Below are 22,967 nucleotides of genomic sequence, written 5' to 3' on the forward strand. Positions count from 1 at the left end.
GTAGCGGCGGGCATGGCTCTTGGCAATCGCAGCGCGGTAGGTCGATATCGAATGGTCTCAATCAATCAGTTTTGTGTAACTGATCCGGCCTGTGGGCCGCCCTTTGTCGGATTTGTTTCAAGAGGTAGTTGCAGTGTGCCTGGCTGGCCAGCTGCAACGGACGATCGAGTGCACAACAAGCGAACAGCGATGTTCACTGCATTTGACGTCTGGACGCGGCGGAGACGCCGCGTCCAGACAGGTTTTTCAATCAGACGAGATCGAAACGATCGGCGTTCATGACCTTGTTCCATGCGGCAACGAAGTCCTTTACGAACTTCGTCTTGGCATCGGACTGGCCGTAGACTTCCGCAAGCGCGCGAAGCTGCGAATGCGAGCCGAAGATCAGGTCGATGCGAGTACCGGTCCACTTGGCCGCATTGGTCTTGCGGTCGCGGCCTTCATAAACACCGTCCTTGCCGGCGACCGGAGCCCAGACCGTGCCCATGTCGAGCAGGTTGACGAAGAAGTCGTTCGTCAGCACTTCCGGATGCGCGGTGAAGACGCCATGTTCCGGCTTGCCGGCCGTGAGCACGCGCAGGCCACCGACGAGAACCGTCATTTCAGGCGCGGTCAGCGTCAGCAGCTGGGCGCGATCGACGAGGGCTTCTTCCGGCTTCAGGAACTGCAGGCGGTTGCTGTTGACGTAGTTGCGGAACCCGTCGGCACGCGGCTCAAGCGCTGCGAAGGAAGCAACATCCGTCTGCTCCTGTGATGCATCCATGCGGCCCGGCGTGAACGGCACGACGATGTCATGGCCACCGGCCTTGGCCGCCTTTTCGACACCAGCTGCACCCGCAAGCACGATCAAGTCGGCGAGCGAGACCTTCTTGCCGTCGGTCTGGGCTGCATTGAAGTCCTTCTGGATGCCTTCGAGAGTGCCGAGAACCTTGGCGAGCTGAGCCGGTTCGTTGACTTCCCAATCCTTCTGCGGAGCGAGGCGGATGCGCGCGCCATTGGCACCGCCGCGCTTGTCGGAGCCGCGGAAGCTCGAAGCGGACGCCCATGCGGTCGAGACGAGTTCCTGAACGGTGAGACCGGAGGCTGCGACCTTGACCTTGAGGTCGGCGATATCCTCATCGTCGATAAGGGGATGATCGACGGCCGGGATGACATCCTGCCAGATCAAGTCTTCTGCCGGAACTTCCTTGCCGAGATAGCGGACCTTCGGGCCCATATCGCGGTGGGTGAGCTTGAACCAGGCGCGAGCAAAGGCGTCCGCGAACTGATCCGGGTTTTCGAGGAAGCGGCGCGAGATCTTCTCGTAGGCAGGGTCGACGCGCAATGCGAGGTCGGAAGTGAGCATTCGCGGCAGGTGCTTCTTCGAAGAATCGAAGGCATCAGGGATCGTTGCACCAGCGCCCTTTGCGACCCACTGGTGGGCACCGCCTGGGCTCTTTTCCAACTCCCATTCATAGCCGAACAGGTTCCAAAAGAAATTATTGCTCCACCTGGTAGGGGTCGTCGTCCAAGTAACTTCCAGACCGCTGCCGATCGCATCGCGGCCGACGCCGCTGTTGAACTTGCTCGTCCAGCCGAGCCCCTGGGCTTCGATCTCGCCACCTTCGGGATCGACACCGACAAAGGACGGATCGCCGGCACCGTGCGTCTTGCCGAACGTGTGGCCGCCGGCGATCAGTGCCACGGTTTCTTCGTCATTCATCGCCATGCGGGCGAAGGTTTCGCGAATGTCGCGGGCGGATGCGAGCGGATCGGGAGTACCGTTCGGGCCCTCCGGGTTGACATAGATGAGGCCCATCTGCACGGCGCCGAGCGGCTCTGCCAGTTCGCGTTCGCCGCTATAGCGCTCGTCACCCAGCCAGGTGCCTTCCGGACCCCAGTAGAGCTCTTCCGGCTCCCAGACGTCGGCGCGGCCGCCGGCGAAACCAAAGGTCTTGAAACCCATGGATTCGAGCGCGACGTTGCCGGTGAGGATCAGCAGGTCGGCCCAGGAAATGCTGTTGCCATATTTCTGCTTGATCGGCCAGAGCAGGCGGCGAGCCTTGTCGAGGTTGACGTTGTCAGGCCAGCTGTTGAGAGGCGCAAAACGCTGCTGGCCCTGACCGGCGCCGCCGCGACCGTCAGTGATGCGATAGGTGCCTGCGCTGTGCCAGGCCATGCGGATGAAGAGACCGCCGTAGTGACCGAAGTCTGCCGGCCACCAATCCTGCGAATCTGTCATCAGCGCATGAAGATCCTTCTTCACCGCATCAAGATCGAGCTTTTTGAACTCTTCCGCATAGTCGAAATCCTTGCCCAGCGGGTCGGAAAGACCGGAATGATGGTGAAGCATCTGCAGGTCGAGCTGGTTCGGCCACCAGTCACGATTGCCTCTGCGACGTGTTCCCGAATGATCAACGGGACATTTGCCCGCGCTGTCAGGTTTCTGGTCCATAGTTTTCTCCTATTGCTCCAGACGACCGTTCGACAGCCGCCTTGTCCGTTAAACTATTGGGCCTGATTGCGTGCCTGCACCTCACTCCGGTTCAACCGGAGTCGGCACGCATCCTCCCTCTATTTCCTTTTATCGGAAGCGTGTGATAATTTTAAGTTGGATTTACTGATGAGCGCGATAAGTTCACCTTATGACCAATGTTACACTGAAACAGCTTCGTTACTTTGAAGCCCTGGCACGTCATGGCCGGTTCCGGCATGCGGCCGATGCCTGCGCGATTTCCCAGCCCGCTTTGTCCATGCAAATCAAGGAGCTTGAAGAGGAGTTGGGCGGGAATCTTTTCGAACGCGGTGCACGGGAGGTCAGGCTGACCGCCTTCGGACAACTCTTTGGGCTCAGGGTTCGCGATATTCTGCGTGCTGTTGACGAACTTGGAGATCTCGCCCGCGCGTCACAGGACAGGCTGCTGACACGGCTCAGAATCGGGATCATTCCGACCATAGCCCCCTATCTGCTGCCGGCAATTATCAGCGATCTGAACAGGAGCTTCGACAATATTGAAATACAGGTGCGCGAGACGCTGACGGCGAGACTGGTGCATGAAGTGGCGCAGGGCGAACTGGACCTGGCGGTCGTCGCATTGCCCGTATCGGAACCGTCGTTAACCGAGATCAAGCTGTTTGAAGAGGAGTTCCTGCTGGTCCGGCATCGCGAGGACGAAGGCAAGCCCGTGCCGGAACCCGAAGCCTTGCGCGAAATGCGCTTGCTTCTTTTGGAAGAAGGCCACTGCTTTCGTGATCAGGCCCTGTCCTTCTGTGGCATACAATCGACGCGCCCACGGGAAATCATGGAGGGCAGCTCGCTTTCGACGCTGGTGCAAATGGTCAGCGCCGGCATCGGTGTCACCCTGATCCCGGAAATGGCGGTGCCGGTGGAGACGCGCTCGGCAGATGTTTCCATCTCCCGGTTCCGCAGACCCCAGCCCTTAAGAACGATCGGCATCATCTGGCGCAATTCGACGCCTCTGGTTAAACAACTGCTGCAGATTTCGGAGGTTATCCGCCACTCGGCCGCAAGCCTGCATCAACACGCCGATCCCACACGACCCGGTATCGAAGGGTGATTTTAGCTGTCCCACTGGCCGGTCCGCCGGTCGCGCACTAGCTTCCTGCACTAATAACAGGGGAGCGGCTGAGTTGGATCTGATCGAACTGATGCCCATGGCGCCGAACTGGACGGACATTGCGCTCCGTCTGGCAGCAACGGTCATCGCCGGCGCATTCATCGGCCTCGACAGGGAGCGAGGCGGACATCCCGCGGGATTGCGCACGACCATCCTCGTTGGGCTCGCCGCCTGCCTTTCGATGATCCAGGCGAATATCCTCCTGGCGACGAGCCAAAGCGTAAACGGTTCGATGGATATCCTGCGCTTCCCGCTCGGCATCCTTACCGGCGTGGGCTTCATCGGCGGAGGCGCGATCCTGCGGCGCGGCGACATCGCAACTGGCGTCACCACCGCTGCGACTTTATGGCTGATAACGGCAATCGGCCTGTGTTTTGGCGGCGGGCAGATCGCGGTCGGCGCCATCGTGACCATTCTGGCGGTGCTGATCCTCTCTCCACTCAAGCATGTGGACCGCTGGATTTCAGGCGAGCAGAAAGGCACCGTCGCGATCAAACTGGAAGGCGGGGCGGGGATTCCAGATGTGACGGCGGCAACGCCTGCACTCTCCGAAGCAAGCTTCACGGGGCTCAGGGATTTCGACGACGGACATCGCGAGCTAATCTACGATATCAGGTGGAAATCCGTTCGCGGCGTTCCAGGCGCGGATCACATTGCTGCATCGCTGGAACAGAATTTCCGCGTTACGCGCTTTGAGCATCGCACCACTCTAACATAGAGCATCGGCTTCACGTGGGGCATGTGAGGTGTTTGGAAGCACGATGACTAGCCAAACGATCGTTTGTGTTGACGAAACTGGGAGATGACGGAAGGCTGACGCCACCATAGAACGGAGAATGACCTTGCCGCTTCTTGTTCAGAACAACAGCCGGATGCAGCGCTATGAGCTGCCAATCAACACTGATGCAATGGCCATGGCCTACTATAGGATGGAAGGCGACAAGATCGTCCTTACCCACACCGAAGTTCCGTTCGAATATTCTGGCGCCGGAATCGGAACGAAGCTTGCTGATGGGGTTTTCGCGCTGATCAGAGAAAACGGCCAGAAGGTCGTCCCACAATGCGAGTTCATGGCGCGCTACGCCGCAAAGCACCCGGAACACAATGATCTGATCACTGGCTGATAGACGCCGGCAGCAGTTACACGGGCTCAATCCCTCGCGGCCGCATTCCCATACGACCGCGATATTGGCCGATCGCTTTATTCCAGCCCAGCCCTGTCCAGACCGTAAAGCTTATCGGCCGAGCCCGGCACGGCCTTGACCGCAACGCTGATCCGGTTCCATGCGTTGATGGCCATGACCTGGAAGGTCAGATCGGAAACTTCCTTCTCGGAAAGCTGGCCGCGGACCTTCTCATAGAGTTCGTCAGGAACCCCGGTGTCGGAGAGCTTGGTAACCGCTTCGGTCCAGGCAAGCGCTGCACGCTCGCGCGGGCTGAACAGCGTCGATTCACGCCAGGCGGCGACGTGATAGAGACGGAGTTCGCGTTCGCCGTGGATCTTTGCTTCCTTGGAATGCATGTCCACGCAGAAGCTGCAGCCATTGATCTGGGACGCGCGGATTTCGACCAAATCCTTTATCGTCTGCTCGATGGAACTCTCTTTCAGTTCCATGGTAAAGGCGGTCAGCTTTTTAACGAGTTCCGGCGAAAGTTGGGCGTAATTCAGTCTTTGCATCATGTCATCCTCGTCCTTCAAAATTACTGATTTGGGGAGCCGACCGCCGAGGCAAGCGCCTGCATGCGGTCACAAAATGAGTAGCAAGCGCACGGAAAAACGGTAGCTAACCATCGGTTGGGGGATGAGCTCAGGCGGCCTTGTCAGTCGCGGTGGCTGACCGAGATTTCGGGCGGGACTGCCGCACCTGTGGCGGTCTCGCGAGCTTGCTTATGGCGATGCATGCTTCCGTATCTCGGTCTCGATGAAATCCGAAAAGAGGCGCAGCCGGTAGGTCGGCATTCGACCGAAAGCATGGACAGCCTGGAACGGCATCGTCTCCAGCTCAAGGTCGGGCAGAAGCTGGATCAGTTCCCCTCGATCCAGTTCCTCCTGAACGATGCATTTCATCAGATAAGCAACACCTGCCCCACTCAATGCCGCAATTCGCATCGCCGTCGCCGTGTCGAGGTCCACCTGGCCCGTCGGTTTCATCGTAGCGCCATCGGCAAAGTGAATGGGATATGGGTGGCCGTCGATCGCATATCTCGCGAAAGGAATTTCGCGCAGCCTCTCCAGCGAGCTCACCCGTCCCCACGTTTCGACAAAGGCAGGAGACGCAACCAGAGCCATTTCCAGATGCACCAGCGTTCGCATCATCAGGTCGCTTCCCGCGACCTTGCCGACGCGAAAGGCGATATCGTAGTTTTCGCGAATCAGGTCGACGTGGCGATCCGTCGTCCCGAGATCGAGCGTTATGCCGGGATGCTGCGGCAGGAAACGCGTGAAGATAGGCGGCATGAGCAGCCTCGCAAGCTCGCTCGGCAGGCTTACGCGCAAATGGCCGGTCGCGCCGCGATCCGCCTGAAAGACATCCGAAGTTTCCTCGATCTGCCGGAGAAGTGGCGCAATATTTCCGAAGAAGGTTTCTCCGTCAGGCGTCAGCGTCAGGATACGTGTCGAACGACGAAAAAGCTTCACCCCCAGCAGGTTTTCCAACCGGGAAACGCTTTTCGATACGCCCGAGGGCGTTGTCTGCAGGCTGCGCGCCGCAGCACTGAAGGATCCCGTTTCCACGGTTCGGACAAAAGCTATCAGCCCCGCGGTTTCGCCCAGCAAATTGCCCATCTCGCCTCCACGAATTCGACCTGCAGATAAGCAGCAACGCCCGGATATCGGCTGCGGCGCCGCAATGGTCACCCATGTGCATGGTTGCGGAATACGGATCGGATGGCTTGCAGCAGATAGGATCGCCTGCGGTCATGCTGCATGGCGTGATTGCCGATATTCTCGCTCAATGCCTCCCGATAGGCGAGATTTGCCGCAAGGTCTTCTGCGAGTTCGGGACGCTCGTACAGGAGCGGTGCAAAAGCCTCCTTGCCGATTTCATAGACGGTCACCCGTGTTACCGCCTGAAGCGCATGGCTCTCGCCAATCCCGGCAAGAAAGCCCCCTTCGCCAAAAAAATCGCCAGGCGCCAGGCGCGCCGTCTCACTGCCGTCTCTTAGCATCGAAACGATGCCTGCCCGGATGATCATCAGGCTGGCAAGAGAGTCTCCTTCTTTCGCGATCTCGTCACCGGGAGCAAAAGTGCGCTTGGCCGCAGATGCCGCAAGCGTCGTTATCTCGTCGGCTGTCAGTACAGAGAAAACGGGGATCGCTTCGATGAGACTTTGCGCCGGGCCAGCGCTGGAGACCGGTGCATTCTGTGCGACGGGCTCGTCTGCGGTGATGACCTTGCTGAGCGGCATCGCAAGCTGAAGTCCGCTGGACTTGCAGTGGCGGTACACAAGATCGATGACTTCACTGCGGGCGAGGCCTCGCCGCAGCGGACTGGTGACTTGAAAATAGAGTTCGATATAAACCGCGCTGGCATCGATGCCGACAAGCGAAACCGCCGGCGGCGGGTCCTTGATGATGGAATTGCAGCTATCCAGCACCGTCTGCATGACGCCGAGGATGGCAGAAAGTCGCTGGCACCGACCTTCATGGCCTGGACGCCCGATCCTGTCGCCTGTCGTTCCAGTCGACCGCGGGTCGACTGCTCATTCCTGGACAACGACCACGAAAATCAGCGCAAGCGCAATGGGGAGCGGCGCAACAAAGCTCATCAAAAGGTAATCAGCGATCTCATAGGGCTATGTAGGTGAATTTTGCACCTGAACAGCGGCTTTCTTCAGTCAGTCGCAATCTGCACGTTCGAGTGCACTTTCCGGCTGCCCCACTTCCGCTTGCCCGCTGCGGATGCCATGACCCCGGCGAGAAGGACTTATGGTGTCGGATCGGCATCCGTCTCCACTTCCTACTTCGCTTCTAGCCGTCACACTTGCGCCCGGGCAGCGACGGGTGAGGACAACTCGCGCCCCAGAAATATCCGATCGGGCGGCGGCAGCGGATGAGAGGTCGAAGGCCGAGCAACTCCGCCCTCCAGGTTCTCACACCAGAACGATATCCCCGTGGTCGAAGAAGGCCTTGTTGGCGCCGATGAAGACGATGTCCTGCGCTGCCTGGCCACCGGCGCCATCCGCGTCGTAGGAAAGGTTGCCGATCGCCGCATTGTAGATCAGTTGCGCGTGATCGGCGGTGGCCGTGGCGCCGTATTTGGAGGCGATCATGAAGGCGTCCGTGTCCAGAATGCCGTCATGATTGCTGTCGAGGCCAGCGAAGGCGGAACCGAGCTTGATCTTGTCGTCGGCGTCGAAATCCCAGATGGAATCCTTGTTTGCCGCGCCCATTTCGTTGAAATAGAAAGTGTCAGCGCCGCCCTTGCCATATAGGCTGTCGATACCGGCGCCGCCGGCAATCACATTGGCCGAGGCGTTGCCGGTGATGAGGTTGGCGAGATCATTGCCGGTGCCGCCGATAGCGCCGGCGCCTTCCTTTAGACGCAGGTTTTCGACAAAGGCATGGTCGTGGAGATCGACGCTGATGGTGGCCTGGATCGTGTCGGTGCCACCATCGGCCGTTTCAACGGCGCGGTCGCCGGCATTGTCGATGAAGTAGGTATCGTTGCCGCTTGCGCCGATCATCTTGTCGGCGCCGGCGTCGCCATCGATATAGTCGCTACCGCCTGCGCCGTAGATCGTGTCGTCGTTGGCAGTGACGAGCGGCTGGCCGGCGACGGTTGTGCCCGGCGTGATGATATCGTTGCCGTCGGTCCCGTGGATCGTCGCGCCGACGATATTGTCGTCCGCTCCGACGATCGAGAATTCTATGCTCTGCGTGGCGTTCGCCCCATGGCTGTCCCTGATCGTCAGGTCGAACTTGTCCTGTGCCGCAGCGCCTTCCGCCAGCGCCTGGGTTGCCGCACGGTTGTTGTCCAGCAGGTAGGCCACCTGTCCGGTCGCCGTGTTCAGGGTTGCCGTGCCGTAAACGCCAGAAAGGCTCCATTGTCCGCTGCCGAGACTGGTCCAGCCGTCGGTGACGTAGGAGATGGTATCGCCTGCATCGGGATCGGATGCCGTCAGCTGCAGGCTGGCGGTACTGAGCCCGGGGCCGTTGTGGCCGGCTTCGATTAGACCGTTACTGGGCTCACCTGCCGTCAATACGGGAGCGCTGTTGAACGGCTTGAAAACGCCGGTTTCCCAATCGTAGATGCCGTCAAGGAAATGCAGCTTCTCGACACGAACGAGCGTATCGGTGCCTTCAGCCGTGCTTGCGACCGTGCCGAGCACCCGGTCGATCGCATAATCGGCGAAGGGGCCGACGTAATCGGCCATATCGAGGCCTGCCCCGCCATCGAACCTGTCATTGCCGCCGGCGCCCCTGAAGGTATCGTTGTTGCTGCCGCCCGTGACGGTATCGGCGCCGCTACCGCCATAAAATTCGATCTGCTCGATGCCGCTAATTGTCGTGCCGTCGCCCAGCGCCTGGACGGTGGCCGCCGGAAGCGACAGATCGAGCGTGAGATCCGCGGACACGGCGCGGCGATCCAGCACGAGATAATCGATGCCCGTTCCGCCGTCGATGATGTCGACCGCGTCCGGACCGGAGACGAACTTGTCGTCGCCGCTGTAACCAATCAGCGTGTTGTGGCCCGATCCGCCGATCAGCACGTCATTGCCGGCGCCGCCGTCGATGTAGTCGTCGCCGCCATTGCCTTCGAGCGTATCGTCGCCGTTCCAGCCGTGGATCTCGTCGCCCAGCGCGCCACCGACGAAATGGTCGCCCATGTATCCGCCGGTGATGTTCAGGCGCTCCATGTTGACGATTACAGTTCCTTCGCCGAGATCCTGGGGCGTGGCTATCTTCTCGGCCGTGGAAATATCGATGTGCTCGACGACATATTCGTAGCTGCGCTTCAGCGCCAGCGTATCGATGCCGGCGCCGCCGTCTATATAATCCGGCCCTTCATGGCGCCATGACTTGATCGTGTCGTCACCCGCGCCGCCATAGAGCTGGTCGGAGCCGGCGCCGCCATCGATGATGTCGTTGCCATCATTGCCGTAGATAACATCGTCGCCGGCAAGGCCGATGATCACCTCGGCGGCCTTGCCGCCGATCAACGTATCGTTTCCATCCGTTCCGGTGACCGTTGGCATCCGTGCGCCTCCAAAAGCGTCCGCCGATCCTGCCGCGCATCCTAAACAGAAACGGCCGGCAGGCCACCCGAGTTATTATCCAGAAGATATCGCAATATTTTCGATACTTCGAATATACCGATTCTGGCACAGCTTATCGTACTATCTCGCAATTGACGCGATATGATCTCGGAATTATGGCGATCTGAAGAATGTTAAGAGCGATGTGACACAACCATGCCTCGCATGGTGGCTGCCGACTCCTTTTGCGGTGGCTCCGGATTTCGGCCGAAGAGAGAGAAAAGGGCGTTGTCCTATGACGCTAGCCGTGTTTCAGGCCGGTTTCTGCCTGCGGGAAAGGACTCGTCCAAGTTGCTCCGATGGCTTCTCAACCAGCCAGTAAGCGAGTTGAGCGGCCAACAGGCTTGCAGCAATGATCCCGGCTACGAGCAATCGGCTGTCGACCGCCCCGTACCAATGGCGAAGAGCGAACAGGATTATAGAGAGATGAAACAGATAGAGGCTGTACGAAATGGTGCCTAACCACAAAAGAGGAGAGGAGGTAAAAAACGATTGGGCCTTTTCATGCCCGATTCCTGCACCAATCAATGCAACGGAGGCCAGTCCATAAAAGAGCTCGGACGCTGGAACACCTGCCGGGATCGCCATCAAAACAAGCGCCGCAATGGCAGCGGTCCAGAGCGGCAGTTTTCCGGCGGTCGCTGTGAGCGTCTGCCGATGGTAGAAGCAGATTGCGCCTATGGCAAAGAAGAGAATGTATCCCGCAGTGTCGAGGATCGACGCCAGGATGCTTCCCTCTTGGGTGAAACAACCCGCGGCCTCACCGACAAGCCAAAGAGATGCCAGCGCGACGATTGTGACCCGCCGGTTCCATATGGCCAATAAAACGATCAGCGGGAAGAGGACAGAGATTCGCAGCTCGTGGATCAAGCTCCACATGACGTTGTTCAGTTGAATATGCGCATCTCGTCCCGTCATCGCAAGGTGTCCGGCCACCACATCAGGACTTGGTGCAGCGGTCCACGAACTTGAGTTAAACCACTCGGTCAGGCCTTCTATCGGTCCACCTGGCGACAGCACAAAGAGGGCAGCAGCAAAGGCGATTGCGATGACGAATGGCAAATAGATCCTGCAAAACCTTCGGGTCAGATAGCCGTGATACGAGATCGTCTGCTTCTCAAAGCTCGCCGCCAGAACAAATCCGCTGAGGACGAAAAAGAGGACAACGGCAGGCCTTCCGTTGGCGAAGGCTCGGAGCGGGGTGTATTTCACCCAGGTTTTTCAGAATGCCCAACTCGATAGGTCGAGAACGTTTATATGAGCCTCAGATCCAGGCCATAAAGAGATGATGGAAAACCACCGTTAAGGCCGCAATTCCTCGCAGCGCGTCCAGTTGCTTGTATCGCAATATTCCCCCCAAGCCTCGTCCCGCGAGCGGAGTACACCATAGGTCGCATATTTGCAACGCGCGATCCTATACCTACGCTTGTCTGGGTTGATATTGCTGGCAGAGGCTATACTCCTGTCCTCGTGCGGAGACAATATTGACCGCTTCTCCAATGGAAGGTGACTTCTTCAGAAATCAGGAAGCCGGTCGGGGCGATAGTGGTCAGTCATTGCAGAGCTTGGCTCGCCTCGCCGGCGTTGCCGGTGGAGGATCGCGGTTTCCGTATCACCACCGACAAAGAATGGTTCGGATTACTGTGGGGACCTCGTGACCATTCGATGCATAACCGCCAGGCAAGTGTTTTATAGTTCGACAGCCTGATTGATATTAACGATATTCTGACATAGCCCAAAAAAAGTCACATCTAAGCCTCGACTCCCGCGAGAAAATTTCTACTATTGGTTATTGCTTTAGAAGGGCGAGCTGCAGGATCGCGCGAAGCCGCACGGTCTTCAAAAATATTCCGGTTCTATTCTGAAAATAATCATCCCGCGGCTCTAGCGTCGGATGTATAAAAACAGATATCCATGATAACCTTAATATTTAACCGCTCTACATCGCAGACATTGACAGGGAATATCTTTTGATTGAAGATAAACCGTCAGATATATTATTTTTTTCGCAGGGGGCGAATGATGAATATGATGCATAGGGGCAATAATTCTTCCAAGTCTGCAGCTCAGTACGTGGAAGACCGAATTGCCATGCTTGTGGCGGCGCAGACTAAGCTTGAAGAGCCTCAGATCACAAATGAGGGCCTTAAAGACGTAGTAAAAGTTCTGCTGGCGGAAACTATTGCGCAACTGCAGCATTCAATCGATTATTGAAGTCGGGTTGTCGAGCTGACGGTCGTCCGGCCGCCAGGATTTGCCGGCCTGATCGGGCGTCACATCCAAAGACGGCGGCAGGTTTAGGCGGACGATCTTGGCCGGCCTGAGCGATTGAGCTGGATGTCTAATGAGCCGTGACAGACTTTACTGTTTCTTCAGCCGCGTGCGATTGCCGACGATGCATCAAGGGCGTCACGTTGACCATCCCGCCACGATTTTGTCGAGCAGAATGCAATCCAGCCTGAGAAAGATCGACACAATCGAGGAAATCATCGGCGTTTTCGTAGGCGACTGCCCGCATGCCGGCCGTTTCAAAGAGATCGATCATAGAGGCGCGGATAGAGGCCTCATCGTCAACGATGCAGACTGTTGGAACATCCCGCTCCAGGTGCTCATAAGACATCGGTACGTTGTTTCCAATTGCCAAGGCAAATACGAAACGCCGCATCGGCATAAACTACACAATTTCAGATTGTTCACCACTTCGGCCGCACCGACAACAGCATTTGGGCTCCGCCAACGAGGACGGAGCCCATTCAAGAACAAGATGAAGTTTTAGCGTTACTTGGCGGAAGCAGCGTCTTCGATGATCTTCGCAACCTTGTCGGGATGAGAAACCATTACGACGTGGGAGGCACCCTTGACCACGACGGTCTCCTTGGAGTGAGCGCGTTCTGCCATCCAGCCGAGAGCTTTGGCGGGAATGTTCTTGTCTGCATCACCGTAGATGAACCAGGAAGGAATGGTCTGCCACGCCGCACCGGGCGCTCCCTCTGTCAAGGCTGCTTCGGTAATTGGGCGCTGGGTTGCTGCCATCAGCTTTGCGGTCTTTGCCGGCACATCAGCAGCAAACTGCTCATGAAACTTACCCTGCTGGATATACAGATCCCGTCCGCCATTTTCCAATGCCACCGGCTCGGCAAGCGTCGGCGCCAGAGTGCTGCCGGGGAACTTGCCCGAGAGGTCTGCGGCGGACTCGCCTTTGTCAGGAGCAAAGGCCGCGACATAGACCAGCGCTTCGACATTCTTCGTCCCCGCAGCAGCCTCGCTGATGACTGAACCCCCATAGGAATGGCCAACGAGAACGACCGGGGTCTTTATGCCGGCGACGATGCGGCCGACATAATCACCATCCGACTTTACGCTGCGCAGCGGATTGGCAACGGCGACAACCGGATAACCATCCTTTTCCAGACGAGCGATGACATCGTTCCAGCTCGATGCATCGGCAAAGGCGCCGTGCACGAGCACCACCGTCGGCTTTGCTGATTCAGCGGCTGCAGGGGCGGCGAGAATTGCCAGTGCGCCGAGTGCGAATACGGATTTCAAGATTTTATGCATCGGTTGGTCTCCTTTGTTGAATTGCGCACAATTTAATATGACGCAATTCATATGTCGAGTCACTTTTTGTTCAACTGGTGACGACCAACTGGATGAAGGACGTTTCGGACGTCAGGCCAGGCGCCGCGATCGCCAACGTGAGCAGCCATATCGTTGTATCGGCGAGCGTTCTGCAACAACCCAAACCTCCGTTCTAAGACTTTCCCATCAGTACCGACACAGGGCTCCGCCTAGGGGGCCATCTTCGGGACAAGAGATTGCTACGGCCGGCATACGAGCCGGCCGCGCAAAAATCCGACGACATTGGCGTCAGGCCACGCACATACCCCCGTCGACGTGGAGTTCGATTCCGTTTACGAAAGTGCCGGCCGACGCAAGGAAGAGCGCGGCCTGAGCCAGTTCTTCGGGGCGCCCGAGACGTCCTGCCGGTATCAGATCCGCCATCTGCTGCTCGAACTGCGGACGGTTGCTTTCGTTGACGCCGAGTTTTCCCAGGATCTCGGTCTCGACAGGACCGGGACTGAGAATGTTGACGCGGATCCGGCGCGATTTGAATTCGATCGCCCAATTGCGCGCAAATGCGGCGAGCGCAGCCTTGGTACCAGCATAAACAGTGTGGTTCGGCAAAACCTTCGTCCCGGCCAGAGAACTCGTGACGATGATGTTTCCGCCATCGCGCATATGCGGAGCGATGGTCTGAACACCGAAGAAGACACCGCGCGTATCCACCGCAAAATGCTGGTCGTATTCGGCCTCACTGACCGTTTCTGACGCCGCGAGATTGATGATGCCGGCATTGGCCATATAAACATCAATGGCGCCAAAACGCTCCGTTACCTCAGCCGCGAGCCGGCGATGGTAATCGATGCTGGCGACGTCGCCGCAAATTCCGATTGCCCCATTGCCGATAGCCCGAACCGCTTCTTCGACGACATCCTGGCGGCGTCCGGTGATGACGACCTTCGCCCCCTCCTCGGCAAAAAGCCGCGCCGTCGCTTTTCCTATACCGCTATTGCCACCAGTGATGATGGCCACCTTATCCTTTAGGCTTGGCATCTGAATTCTCCTTGTTGATGCGCAGGAGATAAACAGTTGCGCTGGCCGCTATTAGCCGGGTCCGAGGACAAGGAACTTTGCCTGCAACAGACAAATGAGCGGGCGCGGCCGATCGTCTATCACGAAACCCGCTTAGCGGATGAACGCATCCAGTTCGTCATCCGGCGCGACGACATCCAGGCAGATCGGCAGCGACTGGCAGCCAAGACCCATCGTTCCCGTATGAATTGCTTTCGTTTTCCGCTGTATCGTAGGATAAAATCCTGCTGCAGGCACTTCAGCCTGTTGAGACGTGAATGTGTCGCCAGGAGCAGGGGATGATCGTCAGCCGGAGCGTCAAAGCATTGCGCAAACGGGAACGGGCGCTCGCCGAACTCGTCGATAGGGTGCCGTCTCACATCTGGCGGTTGACCGCAGAGGGCGAGCCGATCTTCTTCAACAAACAGATGATCGTATACCTCGGTCGGGATATTGCCGATTTACAGTTACCGGGCATGAGCCGGCTGGATGCAATGATCGAGATGGCGATCCACCCAGATGATGCCTCGGTCTTCAGGGACGCGCTCCATCATTGCTTCGCCACCGGCGAAAGCTTTTCCACACGATACCGGCTGCGCCGCTACGACGGCGTCTATCGCTGGATGTCGAGCCGCGCAGATTCGATACACGACCGGCATGGACGCATCAGCCAGTGGTATGGCCTCTGCCACGATATCGACGATCAGGTCCACGCCGAAGAGGCGTTGCAACGCAGCGAACGGCATCTTCAACGGCTCATCGATGCCTTGCCGGTGCACATCTGCAGCTGGACACCGGCGGGCGAGCTCTCCTACGTCAGCAGGCGCTATATGCAGGAACTGGGGCTTTCCAAAGCGAATTTCGAGGAATTTGCACGCGCAGCGCAGGAACTTGTCCATCCCGAGGATAGCCCTGAGGTGCAGCGCAGGGCCGCGCATTGCATCCGGGTGGGCGAGCCTTTCATGATGCGATACAGACGACGCGGGCCGGACGGTATGTTCCACTGGACGGAAGGCCGGTTCGAGCCCCTTCGCGATAGAAACGGCGCCATCGTGGAATGGTACGGCCTGTCCATCGATGTCGAGGATCAGGTTCGCGTGCAGGAGGCCCTGAGTCTCGCCCAGCAGAACCTCGCGCGTGCAAGCCAGGCGGCGAGCCTTGCCGAGCTTTCCGCCTCGATCGCTCATGAGATCAGCCAGCCGCTCGCCGCCGTCATATCAAGCTCGGATGTCAGCCAGCGCTGGCTTTCGGCGGAACCGCCCAATATCGAACGGGCGCAGAAAGCAGTTGAGCGCATCTCGGCAAGCGCACATTCGGCCGTCGAAGTCGTCGGCCGCATCCGCGCTTTGTTCAAACGCTCCGAAACGTCGAGAGATTACGCCGCACTCGACAGCGTGGTCAGAGAAGCGCGCGACCTCATGGCCGAGGAAGCGATGCGGCGGCGCGTGCGCATGGATATCGAGCTCGAGCGCGACCTTCCGCCGATCGCCTTCGATCGGGTTCAGGTCCAACAGGTCCTGATCAATCTCATCCGCAATGGCCTGGAGGCCATGGATTCTGCTGGCGATGACCGCGTTCTGCACATTCGCGCCCGCCGTGCGACAGATACCGTGCAGATAGAGATCAGCGATCGCGGCCCGGGCGTCGAATTCCCCGACAGAATATTCGAGCCCTTCTTCACGACAAAAGGCCAAGGGATGGGAATGGGGCTGGCAATCAGCCGCTCCATCGTCGAATCTCACGGCGGGCGGCTAAGCGTTGAGCAAGCCGACCCACACGGAGCGAAATTCGTCTTTACCCTGCCGGTTGAAGTCGAACAGGCCGCTCACGCATGATGACGACTAGCCTGCGCGATAGTCGCTGGTCGCGCGCTCCAGCCACGACATGAGCAAGTCGGCATTGACGGGTTTCTTTAGAAAGGCGATCGCGCCCGCCTGAAAGACGGCGGCCTCGACGTCCTTGTCCCCATGCGCAGTCATGATGATGACAGGCGGGTGGGATGGCATCCTGCTCAATGCCTGGAGCATCTCGACACCGGACATTCCCGGCATTCTGACGTCGGCAAGAATGCAATCAACGAGCGAATAACCTTTTTCGTTCAGGAATCTCTCGGCCGACTCGTAAAGCTCGCATTCATAACCGGCCGCCTCGAGCAGATCCTTGAGGGATTCCCTGAGATAGCGATGGTCATCGATGACAGCGATAGTCTTGTTGGGGGAACTTGCCATTGCGTCAGTACAATTCTTCTTTTTCGGGCAATGAGCTAGGCGCCGCGCAGGTTACTGATACAGTTTGAGATCCGGTTTCAACATGTCAAATTTGCGGACAAGCTCTGCAAGGGAGCCTGCCTGCATCTTTTTCATCATTCGTCCCCGATGCAGTTTCACCATGATTTCGCTGATCTGCATTTCATGTGCAATCTGCTTGTTCATCAATCCGGCTGCGACATAATGCAAGACTTCCCGCTCGCGCGGAGTAAGCCTGGCTTCACAGTTTTGCACCTGGGTGCGGATAGCGGCCTCTTTCCGGTTCTCTGCATCCCGCCTGATCGCTTCGCCAACTGCGGCGATCACGGCGCTGCCGGCAAATGGCTTGATCAGGAAGTCCGTTGCTCCCGCCTTCATCGCCTTTACGGTCAGGGGGATACTTCCGTGACCCGACATGAAGATAATGGGCATGGTGTTGCCGGCGGCGGCGAGTTGGCCTTGGAAGTCCAAGCCACTGATGCCGGGCATCCGCACGTCCAAAAGAATGCAGCCCGCCTGCCCCATATCGCAGCGCTCCAGAAAATCCGAAGCGCTCTCGAATGCGATGGCCTTCATCGCCACCGACTCGAAAAGGTCCACCAGCGAGGCCCTGACAGGGCCTTCGTCGTCAACGATACAGACAACCGGCTCGTCCCTCGTGCTGACTTGATCGATCGTCATGGCTTTCTGCGCCTCCAAACGACGGCTTTGCATATCTACCCTACTGCCGCATCGCGGCCAATTTGACGCTGCCTCGTTCCAGCATTCATGAAGGGATTCCCGTCCGCCAAGGCCCACGTCGGAATTGCATTTGGCGACGTGGTAACCTGCCTGCCATACTAACACGTGGACCCCATCACAAAAATACGCCAAGGGTCTAGGTTGGGCTGAAAGATCGATCCACAGGTCTGTCAAATTCTCTCGTAATTGCAAACAGGTAGTCCGCCAGCCGCGTCAGGCGACCCAAGCTCGATAAACCCGCGCAGAACTATCGCAAGACACACCTTCGTTGCCCCTGCGCACACCTTCGTATAACTCCCCGGCCCGCAAACCGCCTGTAAGCTGATCATGTCGAAGATCAATCAAAGGCGATGATCATGAGGCATGACCCAAGCTCTCAATACAGGCCCCTCGAGATGCCGAGGTTTCCGCTTTTGGTCATCGGCGGCCTGATCATCGGGATACTGGTGTATCTCGGTTATGGAGCGACATCGGCGCCCAAGGCGTCGACGAAAATCTACGTGCCGCTTGCGACATCCTCCTCATCGCAAGCCGAACCGAAGGTCGCATATTTTGTCGTGAATGGCGAAACGCTGGCCGTATCGCTCCAGCATCGGCCGACGGCATTCAGGGTTGCATCTCGCTAGCTGAACTGAGGCGCATTTCAGCAAGGTCCCACTCCCGTATAGATAGAAAACGAATCCACAAGAAACCAGAAGTATAAAAATGCACTCCGACATATATATTTGGTTTAGTCGCCCCCTCCTTCAATTTCCTCGCCTGTGACTGTATCCTCATGCAGTTCAGGGAAGCGGCATGTCTGCTGGCAGTGGAGGATCATGCATGGGGGTGACCACCTCCAAGGGGTCGAAAAGTCCGATCGCGATTTTGGTTGATGATGATGCGACCGTTTGCGCGGCTCTGGAGAACCTGCTGAATTCGGTCGGCATCGACGCGATGACATTTTTATCGGGCCGGGAATTTCTCGATGCAAAGCTGCCCGACCGCCCAAGTTGCGTCGTGCTGGATGTCCGCATGCCCGGCATCAGCGGTCTGGACCTGCAGCATCATCTGACCCGAAATGGCGTTACGACACCCGTCCTGTTTCTAACGGCGCACGGGGATATCGCAATGAGCGTGCAGGCGATGAAGGCCGGGGCGCAGGATTTCCTGACCAAACCTGTGCGGGACCAGACCTTTCTCGATGCCGTGTCCAAAGCCATCGCCACCGATGTCAGCCGCAGGAACGCACTGTCTGCAGCCGATCGATACGTTTCCCTGTTTGAAACCCTCACCGTTCGCGAGCGCCAGGTTCTGAAACTGGTCGTCTCCGGCGAGGTCAACAAACAGATAGCCTTCTCCCTCGGGATCAGCGAATTTACGGTGAAGCTTCACCGCAGCAATATGATGAAGAAAATGCAGGTCAGTTCGGTGGCGCAGCTTTTCAATGTCTGGCAGGCGCTGCCTTCGCATGTTCGAATGAGCGATGGCTAAAATTACGCACCAGCGCTAGGTCACGTAAAAAGTAACGACAGCAAAAGCGAAGAGGACTTCCATGCAGTTGACATCGTCAAAAGAACGGATCGTCACGGCCATGGCTATTGGCGGCAGCGGCATCCTGCTGGCGGGGCTTTTCGCGGATCCCTCCGGCATTCTCGTCGCAATGGTCGCTATCTGGCTCTATACAAGCTGGCGCACAGGTCTGGCCGTGCTGCTCATCGGCTGTTTGCTGACAGCGGCTGTCGTTCTCTCTCCGGCCAATTTCGGCAATCACGAACCCGCCCGGGTCGTCATGTTCGCCTGCTGCGCCACCGCGCTCTGGTTTTTCATCAATGTCTTCAAGCCGCAGAGCCTCTTCGACCGCGTTTACAAGAATATCCAGCCCAATATCGAAGACATTCCCGGCTTCGGCTGGTCGGCCTATCCCGACGGTCGCCTGCGCTTCCTCAATCCGAAAGCGCTCGATTTTGTCGGTGTGAGTGCCGAGGAAATGAGCAGGATCGCCAAGCTCGACAACCATTCATGGTGGAGCCTTTTCGTCCATCCCGACGAGGTCGAAGGATGCATGGCAAGATGGGAGCACAGTCTCAGGACCGGAGAGCCGATCTTCGAAGAACAGCGGGTCCGGCGCGCCGACGGAACCTACCGGTGGCTGCGCGATTCCGCCATCGCGTCGCGTGACGAACAAGGCCGCATCACCGCCTGGTTCGCGACCTCGGTCGACATCGACGATCAACGAAAGGCGGAAGCTGCCCTCAGGGAGAGCCAGCAGCAATTGCAGCAGATGATCGATACGGTGCCGGCCCTCGTCTGGTGCGCAAACGCCGCCGGCGAGACCTCTTATATCAACAAGCCACTTATGCGCTGGACCGGGATTTCGCTTGCGAGCAACGATCCCGCGGACACAAAGAGGTTCGCGACGGCGATCATCGAGGCCATTCACCCCGAAGACCGAGCACTATTCCAGAGGAGCCTGTCGCAGGCCTTTGAAACTGGCGAGCGCTTCGCGCTGAAATACCGGCAGCGGCGTTTCGATGGCGTCTATCGCTGGATCGACGGCAAGGCCGAGCCACTGCACGACGCTGACGGTCAGATCATTCAGTGGTACGGCGTCTGCCTCGACATCCATGACGAGATGGAAGCGCACGAAGCAGCGCGTGAGCGTGAAGCAGAATTGCGTCTGATCGTCGATACGGTGCCGTCGCTGATCTGGCTCATGACCCCCGAGGGGCTTCCCTGCTATCTCAACAAGCGCTTCTCCGAATGGGCGGGGCTCAACAAAGGCGATATTCATTCAAAGACGACGGAACAGGTCGCCGCCCAGGCGGATCTGGTCCATCCCGATGATCGCGCCGCAGTGGCAGAGGCATTCAGGAATGCTATTGCGACGGGTCAGCCTATCAATCACAAGGGCCGGCTTCGCCACAAGGACGGCCAATACAGGTGGATGGATTCACGCGTCGAACCCCTGCGCGACGAGAACGGCAAGATCATTCGCTGGTATGGCGTCAATCTCGACATCGACGACGAGGTTTGCGCGCAGGAGGCCTTGCGCCAATCCGACGAGAGGCTGGCAAGGGCGCTGCGCGCCGCCAGCATGTCCGAACTTTCCGTCTCGATTGCGCATGAGCTCAATCAACCGCTGCAGGCGGTGGTGGCCAATGCGAACGCGTTCCGCCGATGGCTGAATGCGGAGCCGCCGAACCTCGAACGCGCGCTACGTTCCGCCGACTGGATCGTGCGCGATGCCGATGCGGCCGCCGAAGTGGTCAGCCGCATCAGGGCGCTGTTCGGCAAGACCGCCTACCCCAGAACCGCCGTGGATCTGAACAATCTGATCAACGATGCCTGCGAACTGATCGCCGACAAGCTCACCTCCAACAAGGTGAAGGTTGATATCAATCTCGACCCTTATCTGCCTGTCACCAGCGCGGACCATGTGCAGCTGGAGCAGGTAATGCTCAACCTCATCCGCAACGGCATCGAAGCGATGCACGATATCGAGCCCAGAGCCCGTACTCTGAAAATCGAGTCCAGGCTGAGGGACGACGATACGGTCGAGGTGGAGGTGAGCGACCGGGGTACCGGGATCAGCGACACCGAGAAAATTTTCGAGGCGTTTTATACGACAAAGCAGGACGGAATGGGCATGGGCCTTGCGATCTGCCGCTCCATCATCGAATCCCACGGGGGACGACTGTGGGCCGAGAATGGCATTCGCGGCGGTGCATCGATCACATTCAGCCTGCCGGTGCGGGACCTTCAGGCCAAGCCGGCGCCGCGCGAAATCCACATCAGGCCACCGGTTAGGGAACTCGAATCCCTGTCAGCATGACCGGCGGCGACGCAAGCAGCACGACTGGTTCTCGCGGACCGGTTGATCGTGGCGAAAGGTGATCGGGACTACCGGATGCCGTCTTGAGAGGCGCTTTGCCTCGCGAGCTCATGCCGCCATTGGCTGGGTGTCGTTCCGACAAAACGCCGGAACAGCCGGCTGAAATGCGCATGGTCCGACAAGCCGCAAGCAAAGGCGATATCACCCATTTCGTGCTGGGAGGCGAGCAGCAATGTCCGGGCGCGTTCGATCCGCTGCTGCATGACGAAGGCGTAGGGCGACATGCCGAAGCTGATCGAAAAGACGCGGCGGAAATGGCCGGGGCTAAGCTTTGCAGCAGCCGCCAGATCGTCGACGCGAACCGGCCCTTCCAATCTTGCATCGACATAGTCGGTGACGCGTTTGACCTGCCAGTCGCTGAGCCCGGTCCTGCGGTGGCTCTTCTCCGGAATATTTGCCTCTGAGGCCTGCGACCGAACACGGGATTCGGACGAATGACAGTACCGGGACACCGCCGAAACGCCTTGCTTCAACCTGATCTCATCATCCATCAGACCGCCCCATGCAGCTGGCGGGATCGCCATATCCAGATGAACTCTGATCGCCCGGGAAATCCATAAGGTTGAGGTCTAGCGCACTACGCCGAAGGGATAGGTTTCAAGCGTGTTATAGCTCGATACGCGGATCGGCGAGCGTCTGCAGGATTTCGACGACGATGTTCACAAGGATATAGAAGGTTCCGAGAACGGTGGTGACGCCGAGAACGGCCGGAAGATCGGCGCTGGTTAGGGACTGGACCATATAGAGCCCAAGGCCGGGCCACCCGAAGACAAGCTCGACGATCAGCAGGTTGCCGAACAGAAGCCGGATCTGCAGACCGATCATCGCCAGAGTCGGCGAGGCGGCGTTGCGAAGACCATGGCGCAAGACCACCGCTGTCTCTCGAAGCCCCTTCCCCCGCGCAGTCCCGATATAGGCCTGCTGCATCACCTCGCGCAGCGCGCTGTTGAGGCTTCGCCCCACCGCGACGGCGATCGGTAGCGCCAAAGCGCAGGCAGGCAGAAGCAAATGCCGGATCGCATCCAGGCTGAGGTCGCCCCTGCCGCCGATAAGCGCATCGATGAGATTGAAGCCGCTTGGGCCGGCGAAATCAGCATCGCTCATCCTGCCCGACCCAGGCAGCCAGCCGAGACGGAACCAGAAGTCATAGACCAGAAGCAAGGCGGACATGAAAATCGGCACCGAACCTGCCGCAATGAAGAGAAACCGCAGCCCGCCGGAGCCACCGACAATATGAGGTAGCACCGCGAGAATGCCTGCCAGCAAAAGCCCGATGCAGAGAGCCGCCAATGACAGTTCGAGCGATGCCGGCAAATATTGCCTGATGTCGGCGGCGACCGGCTGACGGGTCCGGACCGACGCCCCGAGATCGCCCCGCGCCAGCCGCGACAGAAACCGGCCATATTGAACGACAATAGGATCATCGAGGCCGAGCTGCTGGCGAAGCGCATTCACGTTTGACAGAGGTGTGAGCGGCCCGGCGATGGCGCGCGCGGGGTCGGCGGGAATGATGCTTTGCAGGCAGAATACCGCAAAGCTCATCATCAGGAGAACGGCAGCCAGACCCAGTATGCGCCTGAGGAAATATGCCAGCATATT

Annotated in this window: 20 protein-coding genes; 7 read left to right on the top strand and 13 right to left on the bottom strand. The window is 58.4% G+C overall.

The window, feature by feature from the left end; all coding sequences use genetic code 11:
• Nucleotides 1-250: 250 nt before the first annotated feature.
• On the bottom strand, nt 251-2,434 hold the full coding sequence (gene katG / locus ACR9ZQ_RS35585; RefSeq protein WP_481430115.1) for a catalase/peroxidase HPI: 2,184 nt from the start codon (nt 2,432-2,434) through the stop codon (nt 251-253).
• Between the two features lie 190 nt (nt 2,435-2,624).
• Between katG and ACR9ZQ_RS35590 the strand changes: the two genes are divergently transcribed.
• The 3 genes from ACR9ZQ_RS35590 to ACR9ZQ_RS35600 all read left to right on the top strand — a co-directional run bounded on the left by ACR9ZQ_RS35590 (nt 2,625) and on the right by ACR9ZQ_RS35600 (nt 4,741).
• Nucleotides 2,625-3,557, top strand: coding sequence for a hydrogen peroxide-inducible genes activator (locus ACR9ZQ_RS35590; protein ID WP_310382620.1), 933 nt, complete (start codon nt 2,625-2,627; stop codon nt 3,555-3,557).
• Between the two features lie 91 nt (nt 3,558-3,648).
• Nucleotides 3,649-4,335 carry an MgtC/SapB family protein gene (locus ACR9ZQ_RS35595; RefSeq protein ID WP_310382737.1) on the top strand — a complete coding sequence of 229 codons (687 nt, stop codon included), beginning with the start codon at nt 3,649-3,651 and terminating at the stop codon, nt 4,333-4,335.
• Between the two features lie 118 nt (nt 4,336-4,453).
• The gene (locus ACR9ZQ_RS35600) at nt 4,454-4,741 is read left to right on the top strand and encodes a GNAT family N-acetyltransferase (protein ID WP_481430116.1); all 288 of its coding nucleotides are present in this window, start codon (nt 4,454-4,456) and stop codon (nt 4,739-4,741) included.
• A gap of 77 nt (nt 4,742-4,818) precedes the next feature.
• On the opposite strand, the gene ACR9ZQ_RS35605 is transcribed toward ACR9ZQ_RS35600, so the two are convergent.
• The 5 genes from ACR9ZQ_RS35605 to ACR9ZQ_RS35625 all read right to left on the bottom strand — a co-directional run bounded on the left by ACR9ZQ_RS35605 (nt 4,819) and on the right by ACR9ZQ_RS35625 (nt 11,087).
• Entirely contained in the window at nt 4,819-5,298 is a 480-nt protein-coding gene (locus ACR9ZQ_RS35605; RefSeq protein WP_310382618.1) for a carboxymuconolactone decarboxylase family protein, read from the bottom strand.
• Nucleotides 5,299-5,505: 207 nt separating this feature from the next.
• Nucleotides 5,506-6,402, bottom strand: coding sequence for a LysR family transcriptional regulator (locus ACR9ZQ_RS35610; RefSeq protein WP_310382617.1), 897 nt, complete (start codon nt 6,400-6,402; stop codon nt 5,506-5,508).
• Nucleotides 6,403-6,470: 68 nt separating this feature from the next.
• Entirely contained in the window at nt 6,471-7,223 is a 753-nt protein-coding gene (locus tag ACR9ZQ_RS35615; RefSeq protein WP_481430117.1) for a Crp/Fnr family transcriptional regulator, read from the bottom strand.
• 486 nt (nt 7,224-7,709) lie between these two features.
• On the bottom strand, nt 7,710-9,815 hold the full coding sequence (locus ACR9ZQ_RS35620) for a VCBS domain-containing protein (protein WP_481430118.1): 2,106 nt from the start codon (nt 9,813-9,815) through the stop codon (nt 7,710-7,712).
• A gap of 312 nt (nt 9,816-10,127) precedes the next feature.
• Nucleotides 10,128-11,087: an acyltransferase family protein gene (locus ACR9ZQ_RS35625; RefSeq protein WP_481430119.1), complete on the bottom strand. Its 960-nt coding sequence runs from the start codon at nt 11,085-11,087 to the stop codon at nt 10,128-10,130.
• Nucleotides 11,088-11,897: 810 nt separating this feature from the next.
• On the opposite strand from ACR9ZQ_RS35625, the gene ACR9ZQ_RS35630 reads away from it, so the two are divergent.
• Nucleotides 11,898-12,089, top strand: coding sequence for a hypothetical protein (locus ACR9ZQ_RS35630; protein WP_439017814.1), 192 nt, complete (start codon nt 11,898-11,900; stop codon nt 12,087-12,089).
• A gap of 127 nt (nt 12,090-12,216) precedes the next feature.
• On the opposite strand, the gene ACR9ZQ_RS35635 is transcribed toward ACR9ZQ_RS35630, so the two are convergent.
• The 3 genes from ACR9ZQ_RS35635 to ACR9ZQ_RS35645 form a co-directional block, all read right to left on the bottom strand.
• Nucleotides 12,217-12,540, bottom strand: coding sequence for a hypothetical protein (locus ACR9ZQ_RS35635; RefSeq protein ID WP_481430120.1), 324 nt, complete (start codon nt 12,538-12,540; stop codon nt 12,217-12,219).
• 113 nt (nt 12,541-12,653) lie between these two features.
• Nucleotides 12,654-13,433 carry an alpha/beta fold hydrolase gene (locus ACR9ZQ_RS35640; RefSeq protein WP_481430121.1) on the bottom strand — a complete coding sequence of 260 codons (780 nt, stop codon included), beginning with the start codon at nt 13,431-13,433 and terminating at the stop codon, nt 12,654-12,656.
• Nucleotides 13,434-13,742: 309 nt separating this feature from the next.
• Nucleotides 13,743-14,489, bottom strand: a complete 747-nt coding sequence (locus tag ACR9ZQ_RS35645) for an SDR family NAD(P)-dependent oxidoreductase (RefSeq protein WP_481430122.1) — start codon at nt 14,487-14,489, stop codon at nt 13,743-13,745.
• Nucleotides 14,490-14,806: 317 nt separating this feature from the next.
• Here ACR9ZQ_RS35645 and ACR9ZQ_RS35650 point away from each other — a divergent pair, with 317 nt between their 5' ends.
• A complete protein-coding gene (locus ACR9ZQ_RS35650) occupies nt 14,807-16,342 on the top strand; it encodes a PAS domain-containing sensor histidine kinase (RefSeq protein WP_481430123.1) in 1,536 nt (511 codons plus the stop codon).
• A gap of 6 nt (nt 16,343-16,348) precedes the next feature.
• Here the strand turns inward: ACR9ZQ_RS35650 and ACR9ZQ_RS35655 are convergent, their stop codons facing one another.
• The gene (locus ACR9ZQ_RS35655) at nt 16,349-16,735 is read right to left on the bottom strand and encodes a response regulator transcription factor (protein ID WP_113323282.1); all 387 of its coding nucleotides are present in this window, start codon (nt 16,733-16,735) and stop codon (nt 16,349-16,351) included.
• A 51-nt stretch (nt 16,736-16,786) separates the two neighbouring features.
• A complete protein-coding gene (locus ACR9ZQ_RS35660; protein WP_310382605.1) occupies nt 16,787-17,434 on the bottom strand; it encodes a response regulator transcription factor in 648 nt (215 codons plus the stop codon).
• Nucleotides 17,435-18,316: 882 nt separating this feature from the next.
• On the opposite strand from ACR9ZQ_RS35660, the gene ACR9ZQ_RS35665 reads away from it, so the two are divergent.
• Both ACR9ZQ_RS35665 and ACR9ZQ_RS35670 read left to right on the top strand, forming a co-directional pair.
• Nucleotides 18,317-18,967, top strand: coding sequence for a response regulator transcription factor (locus ACR9ZQ_RS35665; RefSeq protein ID WP_439017808.1), 651 nt, complete (start codon nt 18,317-18,319; stop codon nt 18,965-18,967).
• Between the two features lie 61 nt (nt 18,968-19,028).
• Nucleotides 19,029-21,308 carry a PAS domain-containing protein gene (locus ACR9ZQ_RS35670; protein ID WP_481430124.1) on the top strand — a complete coding sequence of 760 codons (2,280 nt, stop codon included), beginning with the start codon at nt 19,029-19,031 and terminating at the stop codon, nt 21,306-21,308.
• A gap of 68 nt (nt 21,309-21,376) precedes the next feature.
• Here the strand turns inward: ACR9ZQ_RS35670 and ACR9ZQ_RS35675 are convergent, their stop codons facing one another.
• Nucleotides 21,377-21,859, bottom strand: a complete 483-nt coding sequence (locus ACR9ZQ_RS35675; RefSeq protein ID WP_481430125.1) for a helix-turn-helix domain-containing protein — start codon at nt 21,857-21,859, stop codon at nt 21,377-21,379.
• A gap of 115 nt (nt 21,860-21,974) precedes the next feature.
• Entirely contained in the window at nt 21,975-22,964 is a 990-nt protein-coding gene (locus tag ACR9ZQ_RS35680; RefSeq protein WP_481430126.1) for an ABC transporter permease, read from the bottom strand.
• Nucleotides 22,965-22,967: the final 3 nt, after the last annotated feature.

The sequence above is a fragment of the Rhizobium sp. KNZ14-9A genome (assembly GCF_056755015.1).